This window comes from Microbacterium sp. ISL-103 (genome assembly GCF_018613995.1).
Taxonomy (GTDB): domain Bacteria; phylum Actinomycetota; class Actinomycetes; order Actinomycetales; family Microbacteriaceae; genus Microbacterium.
In genome coordinates this window covers 636-11,614 of sequence record NZ_JAGGPD010000215.1, presented here as the reverse complement: position 1 = coordinate 11,614, position 10,979 = coordinate 636, and the positions used below count along the sequence as shown (strand labels likewise).

Here is a 10,979-nt window from a genome sequence, read left to right as displayed (position 1 = left end):
GATGAGGGATCGCAGCGTCATGCCATGGTCCTTCCGAGGTCACCGGTACGGCGCTGGCTTGTCGCCATCCGTGCCCGGTTGTGTGATTCCAATGTTCTCGTTGATGTGGGTGCCGTCCGCGACGATGTCTGCGATGAATTGGCCAAGGCTTGCACGAGACGTCTCCGTGCCCTTGAACACCTCGCCCTTCTGGGTGAGCTCCACCGCGGTGACACTCTTGTTCGTTAGCCATACCGGACGAAGCACCGTGTACTGGAGCCCGGACTGCTCAATGGCCTCGGCCGCCCGCAGGTTCGTCGGTCGGGTGTGACCGGCGCGTTCGTCATCCCACGCATTGAACGGCTCCGGTAGCTCGTCGTAGATTCCGCCGGCGTTGATGGCGATGATACGAGTAACGCCTGCACGCTGAGCCGCCTCGACGACCAGGCGCGTGGTGACGTCGAGGTCTGTCCCGCCGAGCGCGATAACGACGACGTCCTGGTTCGCCACCGTTACATCCAGTGACCCCGGGTCGTGCGCATCGCCTTCGACGATACGTGCGTCGGTCGTATCGAAGTCTTTCAGCTGATCTGCGTGCCGCAGGAAGAGCGTCAGGTGCGTGTAGGCCAGTGCGCTCAGTCGCGGGATGATCTCGCGAGCGGAGCGTCCGTTCGCTCCGATGATGGCGATGTTCGTCATAGATGTCTCCTAATCAGAGTCGTTCGGTCACAGCGGTCCAGGTACGTGTCACTTCTTGATGTACCGCGCCAAGAGCGTCAGATCGGCTCGACTGAGACGGTCGGCCGCGTTCAGGTGATGCCAGAAGGGATAGGGCAGGTTGAAGGCGCTGACCGTATCGAGGCGTTCGAACTCGCTCGGCTCGAGCTGAAGGTCCGCGGCTGCGAGGTTGCTCTGCAGCTGCTCTTCCGTGCGCGCGCCGATAACGAGAGAAGTCACCGCCGGCTTCGCCAGCAAGTAGGCAAGCGCGACCTGCGCCGGGGTAGCACCATGATTGTCTGCGACCGCGAACAGTTCTTCGACGATGTCGTACAGCTTGTCCACGTCGTACACGGGCGGCTCCCCCCACCCTTCGACGTGGCGGCTACCGGCGGGAGCGTCAACTCCGCGACGGTACTTTCCGGAGAGCAGCCCACCAGCCAAAGGACTCCACACCAGGATGCCGAGGCCCTGGTCAACAGCGGTCGGGACGATCTCATACTCGATGTCACGGGTCTGCACAGAATAGTTGACCTGTGTGCTGACGAACGGCGTGAGCCCGTGCCGATCTGCTGTCCACAGCGACTTCATCAGATGCCAGGCAGCGAAGTTCGACGCGCCGATGTAGCGCACCTTGCCCGAATGCACGAGATCGTCGAGCGCCGAGAGCGTCTCCTCCAGCGGCGTGAGCCCGTCCCACTCGTGCACCTGATAGAGATCGATGTGGTCCGTCTTCAAACGGCGCAGACTGGCCTCCGCACTGCGAATGATGTGGAACCGCGACAGCCCGGCGTCGTTCGGCCCGTCCCCCATCGGCAGACGCACCTTCGTGGCCACGAAGACATCGTCACGTGATCCCCCGAGCGCCTCCCCAAGAATCTCCTCGGAGACGCCCGCCGAATAGACGTCAGCAGTGTCGAATAGGTTCACACCGGAATCACGCGCGATCTCGATCTGTCGCCGTGCCCCGGCGACGTCGATCTTTCCGACGTTGGTCGCGAATCCGGTCCCGCCAAAGCCCATCGTCCCGAGGGTCAACGTCGACACGCGCAACCCGCTGTTTCCCAACTGCCTGTACTCAACCATGCACCGAACGTATGCCGACGATGAACGGATCTGGGAGGCACCATCAGACCCTGTCAGCATTACCGAAGAAGACACCCGCCGGGCCATCCACCATCTCGGGTGCAAGAGGCACCTGGTCACACAACGTCACACAGCCGTGGCGGATGGCCTTGCCACGATCCGGAGTCCAGGTCGCCACACGGCACCGCGTGCAGGAACTCCCGACGCCCCGCCCACGCGGCGCCCGGATCGTCGTACGGTGGGCATACTCATAGAAGGGTGGCCGCAGTGGTCAACAAGAACGAAGTCAGAGATTTCCTGATCTCCCGGCGTGGGAACATCACCCCAGCACAGGCGGGCATCCCCGACTTCGGAACCGAACGCCGAGTGCCGGGGCTGCGCCGCGAGGAGGTGGCGTTGCTCGCTGGAGTGAGCTTGGACTACTACACCCGACTTGAACGCGGCAACATTCGTGGGGCGTCCGAAGGTGTACTCGGCGCGGTCGCGACCGCCCTGCAACTCGACGACATTGAACGCGCCCACCTGTTCGACCTTGCACGCAACGCTCCTGCTGTCACCGCGCGTCCGCGCAAGGTGAAGAGCGACCAGGTGCGAAGCTCAGTGCAACGCGTGCTGAACAATCTGTCTGTCCCCGCCATCGTGCACAACGTTCAGCAGGACCTCATCGGTGCGAACCTGCTCGGGCGGGCGCTTTACACCATGCACTTCGAGTCCGACAGGCCGAGTATGGCGCGCTTCATTTTCCTTGACCCGCGCGCCGAGGAATTCTATGTCGACTGGCCACTCGCACGACGGCTGACCGCAGCCATGCTGCGGCTCCAGGCCGGCCGCGATCCGTTGAACGCGGACCTCACATCTCTCATCGGCGAACTTTCAAACCGCAGCCTGCGCTTTCGGAAGGATTGGGGGCGCCAGGACGTGCACGCCCATCGCTTCGGCCAGAAGCAGTTCCTACACCCGCAGGTCGGCGTCCTGGACTTAACGTTCGATGCGTTCGAGGTCCAGGGCGAGAGCGGACTGACAATCGTGACGTACACGGCCGAGGAAAACTCCGAGACAGCCGACAAGCTGAAGCTTCTCGGCTCATGGGCACGCACCCAGGAATCCCCCGAGGCCCAAGAAGCGCCGGCGCCGGCCTCACAAATCCGGTTGGGTGAGATGTCGCCGTTCACCGCCCCGTCTGGTCAGAAATAGCGCGCGAATCCTACGCAAGAATGGACAGATGCCCGACACCTCCACCACCACCGCCCCCAACTCGCTGGAAGCGGTGTACGCGCAGGCGAAGGGCACCATGGCCGCCTTCATCGATGAGTCATACCGGACCCCGGCGCAGGCGATAGGCGGGAACAGCTTCTATGTTCTCACCGCAGTGCTTTTCCCCCTCGCGAAGCTCGACGACATCCGCAAGAGCTTGAGGACGATTGTCGGCCCGGGCCGATGGCACACGACGGATGAGGCCCAGTCGGAGGCTGGCCAGGCCCGCATCATCAAGATGGCAGCAGCCGTCGCTCGCGCCGGCGCGGTGGTCGTGGCGATTCAGAATCCGATCCCCACCGCGGACAAGAACGCCGAGGCCGCACGTGGGCGCTGCTTCGAAGTGCTTCTCACCCAGCTGTGCAAGAGTGACTCCCTGCACGCTCAGGGGCTCGTCGTCTTTGAGCGTCGACGCGACACGTCGCAGCAGAAGTCGGACAACCAGGTCATCAACGCGTTGCGTCGTAGTGGCAAGATTCCGGAGACTCTGTACGTGACGCCAGCGACCCCTGGCGACGAACCGCTGCTGTGGGCGCCCGATGTCGCGTCGTGGGCAGTCCGTCGTCACCACACTCACGAAGAAGACCGGTTCGTGCAGCCCTTCAACGACAAAGGATGCCTACATAAGTTGCAGGCATCCTCGTAAGTGTCGAGCAATTCCTGGCTGCCGCAGCCACACCAGGAACCCAAGCACCAATCCAGAAGCCCAGACGAGTGCGAGTTGCTCCCTACCAGTATGCGACGTTAGGTGAATATATGCAATCCGATGCGTGGAGCGCTCAGCTATCCTCGGGTGGTTGCAACCACGCTTCAACCAGTTCACGCCACGCATCCGCGGGGATCTCCTCCGACAAGTGCTCGGCGATCTCGTCTGCGGTCCAGTCGAAGCGCATCACAGGCGTGAAAGGCCACGCCCCCTCCCAGTAGGTAGGGCGCGTGCTGCGCCGGCCCGCTGAGTCCTGCATGATGCCAAACAGATCGTCCTGGGCAGGGCCGACCTTCACCGCAGGGAACAGGTGCGTGTACGGCCACGCACGCCACGCGCGACGGAAGTCGAACTCCAGGGCCATCCTGTTCCCGTGAACTTTTTGACAGCCAAGGATCAACGCCCCAAGTGCGAGCCCTTCACCCAGGACAGTCTGCTGTCGAGCTTTCGTCTGCGCCATGGTCCTGAGGATAAGTCCCTCTACCGACATCGCGCACCCATCAGCATGTGACTTTCACGGCGTGAACTCCTATCGCTCGATGTAGGTGCCGTGGTGACGCAGGTGCGTGCCGTCCCGCGAACCAACCCGCGTCACTGGTGTCCCTCGAGGCCGAAGGACCCGATGAATTGGTGCGATCCTCCCGTGACTTCGTACTGGCTCCCGTCCGGAAGCACGATCTCAGCAGGCGTCATCTCCGGCAACGAGACATCGCTGACCAGTCGGCCGCCCTCCACACGCCACGCGCAGGACACCGGCCCGTTGACAGTGCGGTATGAAGTCTCCGCCCAATCGATGCCCGGTCCCGGCTGCGGCTGGATCCGCACGGACGCGTACCCCGGTTCAGCCGGACGGATGCCACCAATCACCTGGTACACCCAGTCCACGACGGCGCCGAGTGCATAGTGGTTGAAGCTCGTCATCTCACCGGTGTTGATGGTTCCGTCAGGGAGCATGGAGTCCCACCGCTCCCAGACGGTGGTGGCCCCCATCACGACCGGATACATCCACGACGGGTTCTCCCGCTCGAGCAGTAGCCGGTAGGCATCGTTCAGGTGGCCGGTCTCCGACAGCGCCCAGGTCACGAACGGCGTGCCGGCGAAGCCGGTCGTCACGCGATACCCCGAGGCCTGAACCAGTTCGGCCAGGCGGCGCCCTGCTGCATCTCGGAGGTCACCTTCGAGCACCCCGAATGAGATCGCGGGCGCGTAGACGGTGGGGCAGTCCGAGAGCACTATGCCGTCGGCCTTGACATAGTTTTCGACGAAGGCGTTCCGCGTGCGCTCGCTCAGTGCGCGCCAGCGCGTCGCATCGTCGGCCAGGCCAAGGACGTCGGCCGCGTCTGCGGCGAACGACGCAGAACGATACAGGCAGGCGGTCGCGACGACGGAAGGATCGGCCTTCGCTGCGGCCGGGTCCTCCGGCGGAGCGTCCGGGTCGAGCCAGTCCCCCAGCTGGTTTCCACGGTCCCAGAGCCCCGTCTCCGAGACGTCCTGCTCGATGGAATCGAGATGCATCACCATCGCGGGGTAGTAGTCCGCGAGACGGCCGGCGTCGCCGTAGGACCACCACAGTGCTTGAGGGACCCAGATTGCCGCATCTCCCCAGACCGCGGTCGCACGGTGCCAGGGTAGCGAGAATCCGTCCGGGAAGTGCGCGTACTTGAGCACATCGGGGACGATGAGCGGCACGACCTGGCCGTCCGTGTGACGTGTCTCTTCCAGTAGGTCGCGCAGCCATCCGTCGAGGAAGTCGGCGGTGTCGAACTGGAAGTTCGCCGATGCAGCGTAGGCCGAGAGGTCTCCGGTCCATCCGAGGCGCTCATCGCGCTGGGGGCAGTCCGTCGGAACGCTCAGGAAGTTTCCCTTCTGACCCCAGACGGAGTTGTGCACAAGTTGGTTCACGAGTGGTTCCGAGCAGGTGAAGTATCCTGTCCGTTCCATCTCAGAGTGGACGACGACGGCCTCGACGTTATCCTGCTCAAGGTCACCGGGCCATCCGTCGACCTCGATGTAGCGGAAGCCGTGAAACGTGAAGGTCGGCTCGAAGCTGTCAACGTCGCCCGACAGGATGAACTCGTCCGTTGCCTCGGCTCCCCTCAGCGGACGGACGCCGAGCTCGCCGTCTTCCAGGACTTCGGCGTGGCGGATGCGGATGCGGGTGCCTCGTTCGCCCGCGACCGTAAAGCGCACCCAGCCGACCAAGTTCTGGCCGAAGTCCACCAGCGTCCGCCCTGACGGCGATGTTGAAATCTCCACCGGAGACAGCGTCTCGTTTCGAACGACCAGCGGGGAACTCTGCGGCATCAGGGTCGCGCGGTCCACGTCCACCGTGTGAACGTCGAGCGCTTGCCCTCCGGCCCGGAGCCGCGCGTCGGTCGTTTGACCGTTGTATAGGGAGTTCCGTGTGATGTCGGAGGCTTCCGCCGCCCACTCGTCCGAGGTGACGATCCTCTGGACGATGCCGTCCGCGAAGGTGACTTCCAGCACCGCGGCCACGCTGATCTCATCTCCGTAGTTCGCATCAGCGCCGGCGAAACCGAGGCGTCCGCGGTACCACCCGTTGCCGAGCAGAAGATCGAGACGCACCTTTCCGGAACCGTGCTGGATCGCCTCGGACACGTCGTACTCCTGGCACGCGAGACGCCACTCGTAGGACGTCCAGCCAGGATTCAATACCGACGCGGTGACTGGCAGACCGTCCACCGATGCCTCGTACACCCCGTGCGCAGTGGCGAAGAGCGTCGCACTGGTCACTGCGGTTCGTGGCTGTTCGAGATCAACTTCGAGAGTGAAGCGCGGGGCAACGCCTTCCGGCGCAGTTGCCCCGATGAAGGTTGCGCCATCGAGGGAGTCGGGGGAGATGGTCACTATGTCGTCCTTCGTCAGTGTCGGTCGAGCCGTAGTCATGCTGATGCTTCGTCAGCGAGGGCGCACTCGCGTGCGAGACGAGCCAGCGCGACAGAGCGATGGTCCGCGCCCCCAGGGTGCTGCCTGGGCCACGGGATGTAGCCGAACGAGATTCCCGTGGAGGGATCTGCGAAGGCCAGGGCGCCAGCGGCACCATCGTGCCCGAAGGCGCCGAGCCCGGCGTACGGCATCCGCGGCTGCGGAAGCAGGAAGACCGCACCGAAGCTGTTCGTCACGTCCAACACCCGGTCGTGCCCCCAAGAGCGCTGGATGGCCATGTCCCGGAATACCGCCTCCGAAGCGATAGGCCGCCCTGCTGACGGGAGCGCGTCTGCGTAGAGTCGCGCAAGTCCCCGCGCGGAGCCGACCCCGCCGATGGCAGCGGGACCTACCCTTCGCACTCGGGGGTTGTTGGTGCTGATGCCGTGGTCGCTGAGGTCGTCTGGGGCATCAACGTTGGTGAAGACTGTCTGGGCCAGAGCATCCATGGGTGGTCTGGCCGCTGCTTCACGCTGCTGCTGCTCGGTCAGGACAGGGGGCGAGAGAGGGACGTAGCGGTCGTCAAGATTTTCGGGGAAGCCGAGGTAGAACTCTGCATCACGGGGTCCCCGGATCTCCGTGTCGTAGACGTCCTGAAGAGTACGTCCGGTCACTCGGCGGACCAGTTCCTCCATAAGGATGCCGATGGTCAACGCGTGATAGCCGAACGCGGAGCCAGGCAGCCAGAGTGGCGGCTGAGTGGCGAGTCTAGCTGCGCCCTGCTCGGAGTGCTCGAGGAACTCATCGAAGGCGAAAGTGCCGGGATTCAGGGCTGCCAGTCCGGCTCGATGCGATAGCAGGTCGCCTACGGTGACGTTCTCTTTGCCCGCAGTACCAAACTCCGGCCAGTAGTGCGCGACGCGTCGGTCGAGGGCGAGCATGCCACGCTCGATGAGATACGCGATGACCAGGGCAGAGACGCCCTTGCTGACCGAGTACACACCGGTGAGGGAGTCCGCGGCGAGTGTGGGACCGCCAGCCAACTCGACCGCAGTCTCTCCGTTGCGCAAGACCGCGAGCTGGGCGCTGTACTCAGGTTCGGCGACGAGGAAGTCCTCGAAGAGCTGGCGTACGGGCTCGAACTCATCTGCGACATGGCCGGTGGCGATGGTCATGAAATCTCCTCGATGTTCGTCAGTGTCTGAGGTGACGCTTGGCCTGCACCACTGTCCATGCAGGCTGCGATCAGGTCCTCCAGAAGGGCCGCGGTTCGGAGCGGGTCCTCGACGACGGCAAGGTGAGCTCCCGGCAGCTCCGCATATCGTGCACCGGTGCGTTCCGCGAGCGCTCGCATGCCCTCCGCGGGTGTGGCACGGTCGAGCACGCCGCCGACCACGAGCCCTGGCAAACCGTTGAGCGAATCGGCGGCAGAAGTGCCGTCATACTCCGCGAGAGCAACGCAGCACGCGACGTAACTCTCCACGTCAATATCACCGAGGTCATTCAGCATGCCGTCGACCACAGTGAGGCCGGCGCCGGAACTGAAACTAGGGGTGAACCACCCGACGCGCGTCGCCTCGAGATCGAACGCAGCGGTTCCCGCAACCCGCGCCCGCTCGATGATGACTTCGAAGCCTTCGGCGGTGCCGAACCTCAGCCCGCTGTTGAACGACGCGAACGCCGCAATGTTCGTTGCGGGGACACTCGCAACCTCCACGGCGACTGCTCCCCCCATCGACACCCCGGCCGCGATCACCGGACGCTCGCATGAGAGATCAGCAATCTGCCGAGCTACGTCCCTCGATAGTGCGGAGATGTTGACCTCGATCTCTGCGGGTGCGCCACCGTGGCCTGGAAGGTCGAAGAACAGAACGTCGAGCGGGGTACGCGATGAGATGGCCTTAACCGCACCGTCCCACATGTGTGCTGTCGAGCCGAGAGAGGGAAACAGCGCAAGGACCGCAACCGGATTGTCCGCCGACAACCGGCGGGAGAGCGTCAACGCGGCCACCGGTCCTCCATCGGTCAGGTGGCACCTGCGCCACCTCGTGCAATGGAACCATAATGACGGTCATTGAATGGTTTTGCAAGGGACCGTCGGTTACCGATTCTTCAACGCATCCCACAGGGTGCGGATGCGCGCAGGCATGTCGACGCTCTCGGGGTTGAGGAGCCACTGGATCTGCAGCCCGTCGGCCGCGGCTACGAGGAGCGACGCGGCGTCGTCAGCATCCAGATCCGCCGCGATATCTCCGGCCACCTGATGCGCACGGACATCCTCAGCGATCTGCTCCAGCAGCCATTCGTAGCGCGCAGCGAAGAATGCTCTCGCTTCGCTTTCATCCTCCGCGCTCTCCGCCGACATCGCGACGAATAGGCGCACGAGACCCGGCTCGTTGGCGTTGCGGTCAACGGCGCGGATTAGGCGATCAACGGAGTGTGTATGCGTCGGCTCAGCCGAATCGGAGGAGCGGTCATCGCGGCGGCGCAACACTTCGAGGAACAGATCTTCCTTGGTGCTGAAATGATGCAACAGGCCCGCCTGACTCAGGCCGGCTTGTCGAGCGATCTCCCTCACCGAGGTGCGGTCGTAGCCCTTTTGAGCGAACAGCTCAAGCGCTGCATCGAGGATCTCGTGGCGCTTGGCGAGCCCCTTCGCGTATGGACCTCGCACAGACATGCCGTCATGCTACGGCACAACCACGTCACTCCGAAAGTCATTCAGTGAGTGGTTTTGCGTGATGCACGGAGCGCGCAAGCTCTGCGAGATCCGCCCGAGACAGCTCTAGCTCGCTGGCTCGAACGCTGTCCAGCACTGTCGCCGACCGCGTCGCACCAATGATGGGGACAACGCCCGGCGCGGCCACACGTAGCCACGCCAGTTGGACTTGGGCCGTCGACACGCCTATCCGGGCGGCGATGCCGCTCACCGTCTGCGGCGGTTTCGCACCTGCGCCGCCTAGTGGGGAGTACGCCATGAACACGACCCCGCGACGGGCGCAGTCCCACGCAATCTCCACACCGTCGGGATGCCCCAGCGAGAGCCTGTTCTGCACGGCAGAGATCTTTGCCACGCGGGATGCGCGGTCCAGTTGGTCGACGGTGACATTCGAGAGACCGACGTGCCGAATCAAACCCGCACGCCGCATCTCGCTCAATGCCGCGACGCTCTCCTCGAGTGGGACGCGTGGGTCGACGTGATGCAAGTAGAAGAGATCGATCTGGTCGCGGTCAAGAATCCGCAGGCTTGCCTCGCAGTGCGCACGCAAGGTCGCCGGTCGACCATCAACAGGGAACTGGTCACCCTCCCGCCAGTGCCCACCTTTAGTGGCGACGAGCGCATCGGGTCCGCTCGCCCCTCTCAGCGCCCGCGCGACGAGAGCCTCGGCGGTGGATTCCTCCCCGGGTCGCGTGTACGCGCGGGCCGTGTCGATGAGGCGGATGCCCCGTTTGACGGCATCCCGGATGGTCTCCACCGAGTTCCTGTCGCTGACGCCTCCGAACGCGAATCCCGCTGTCCCCAGCGCGACCGAGCCCAGTGGAATCTCCTCTCGCAGGGTCAATGAACGCTTGTCATGCTGGACGCTCCGCCGGCGACTCGAGCTCGGTCTTGGAAGGGTCCCGCTCGATGACCAAGCCCAGTGCCTCGTCGATTCGCGCGAGCACCTCAGGCTCGAGTATCACTCCGGAGGCGGCCGCATTCTCGCGCACCTGCTCCGGGCGCGATGCTCCGATAATCGCCGCCGCGACGTTCGGATTCTGCAGTACCCAGGCCACGGCCAGTTGGGCCATACTCAGCGACAACTCGTCCGCGATAGGGCGCAGCTGTTGGACTCGCTCGAGGACATCTTCGCGCAAGAAGCGGCTGATCATCTCGGACCCGCCCTTCTCATCCGTCGCGCGGCTCCCCGGTGGCACTGCCGCGCCAGGAGCGTACTTGCCGCTGAGGATGCCCTGCGCCACCGGGGACCAGACGATCTGCGAAACACCGACCTCGACGGACGCGGGGATCACCTCGGGTTCGATGATGCGCCACAGGGCGGAGTACTGCGGCTGATTGGACACGAACGGAATCCGCAGCTCTTTCGCAAGAGCGGCACCCGCTCGAATCTGGTCTGCCGTCCACTCGCTCACGCCGATGTAGAGGACTTTGCCCGAGCGGACGATATCGGCGAACGCCACCATCGTCTCCTCCAGCGGGGTGGCCGGGTCCCACCGGTGCGCCTGGTAAAGGTCGATGTAGTCGGTGCCAAGACGCCGAAGGGACCCGTCTATCGACTCCATGATGTGCTTACGAGACAGCCCGACATCGTTTGGACCCTTCGGGCCCGTCGGGAAGGAGACCTTGGTG

11 protein-coding genes are annotated in these 10,979 nt (G+C 64.1%); 2 read left to right on the top strand and 9 right to left on the bottom strand.

All coding sequences use genetic code 11. The annotated features are described in order from the left end of the window. Nucleotides 1-39: 39 nt before the first annotated feature. A complete protein-coding gene (locus tag J7E68_RS08780) occupies nucleotides 40-678 on the bottom strand; it encodes an NAD(P)H-binding protein (RefSeq protein WP_215171785.1) in 639 nt (212 codons plus the stop codon). A gap of 48 nt (nucleotides 679-726) precedes the next feature. Then, nucleotides 727-1,782, bottom strand: coding sequence for an aldo/keto reductase (locus tag J7E68_RS08775; RefSeq protein WP_215171783.1), 1,056 nt, complete (start codon nucleotides 1,780-1,782; stop codon nucleotides 727-729). Between the two features lie 267 nt (nucleotides 1,783-2,049). Between J7E68_RS08775 and J7E68_RS08770 the strand changes: the two genes are divergently transcribed. Both J7E68_RS08770 and J7E68_RS08765 read left to right on the top strand, forming a co-directional pair. Continuing rightward, the gene (locus tag J7E68_RS08770; RefSeq protein WP_215171781.1) at nucleotides 2,050-2,976 is read left to right on the top strand and encodes a helix-turn-helix transcriptional regulator; all 927 of its coding nucleotides are present in this window, start codon (nucleotides 2,050-2,052) and stop codon (nucleotides 2,974-2,976) included. Between the two features lie 28 nt (nucleotides 2,977-3,004). Then, on the top strand, nucleotides 3,005-3,682 hold the full coding sequence (locus J7E68_RS08765) for a hypothetical protein (protein WP_215171780.1): 678 nt from the start codon (nucleotides 3,005-3,007) through the stop codon (nucleotides 3,680-3,682). Nucleotides 3,683-3,815: 133 nt separating this feature from the next. Here J7E68_RS08765 and J7E68_RS08760 read toward each other — a convergent pair whose 3' ends face one another. From J7E68_RS08760 to J7E68_RS08730, 7 genes are all read right to left on the bottom strand, one after another. Beyond that, a complete protein-coding gene (locus tag J7E68_RS08760) occupies nucleotides 3,816-4,202 on the bottom strand; it encodes a hypothetical protein (RefSeq protein WP_215171779.1) in 387 nt (128 codons plus the stop codon). Between the two features lie 131 nt (nucleotides 4,203-4,333). Further along, nucleotides 4,334-6,649 carry a family 78 glycoside hydrolase catalytic domain gene (locus J7E68_RS08755; protein ID WP_215171778.1) on the bottom strand — a complete coding sequence of 772 codons (2,316 nt, stop codon included), beginning with the start codon at nucleotides 6,647-6,649 and terminating at the stop codon, nucleotides 4,334-4,336. After that, nucleotides 6,646-7,803: a serine hydrolase domain-containing protein gene (locus J7E68_RS08750; RefSeq protein ID WP_215171777.1), complete on the bottom strand. Its 1,158-nt coding sequence runs from the start codon at nucleotides 7,801-7,803 to the stop codon at nucleotides 6,646-6,648. The genes J7E68_RS08755 and J7E68_RS08750 overlap by 4 nt, the downstream gene beginning before the upstream one ends. Beyond that, nucleotides 7,800-8,639: an alpha/beta fold hydrolase gene (locus J7E68_RS08745; protein ID WP_215171776.1), complete on the bottom strand. Its 840-nt coding sequence runs from the start codon at nucleotides 8,637-8,639 to the stop codon at nucleotides 7,800-7,802. Before J7E68_RS08745 ends, J7E68_RS08750 begins: the two co-directional genes overlap by 4 nt. A 90-nt stretch (nucleotides 8,640-8,729) precedes the next feature. After that, nucleotides 8,730-9,308: a TetR/AcrR family transcriptional regulator gene (locus J7E68_RS08740; protein ID WP_215171775.1), complete on the bottom strand. Its 579-nt coding sequence runs from the start codon at nucleotides 9,306-9,308 to the stop codon at nucleotides 8,730-8,732. A 37-nt stretch (nucleotides 9,309-9,345) separates the two neighbouring features. Next, the gene (locus tag J7E68_RS08735) at nucleotides 9,346-10,191 is read right to left on the bottom strand and encodes an aldo/keto reductase (protein ID WP_215171772.1); all 846 of its coding nucleotides are present in this window, start codon (nucleotides 10,189-10,191) and stop codon (nucleotides 9,346-9,348) included. A gap of 10 nt (nucleotides 10,192-10,201) precedes the next feature. Then, the coding region (locus tag J7E68_RS08730) for an aldo/keto reductase (protein WP_251048801.1) at nucleotides 10,202-10,979 on the bottom strand (778 nt) is incomplete at its 5' end.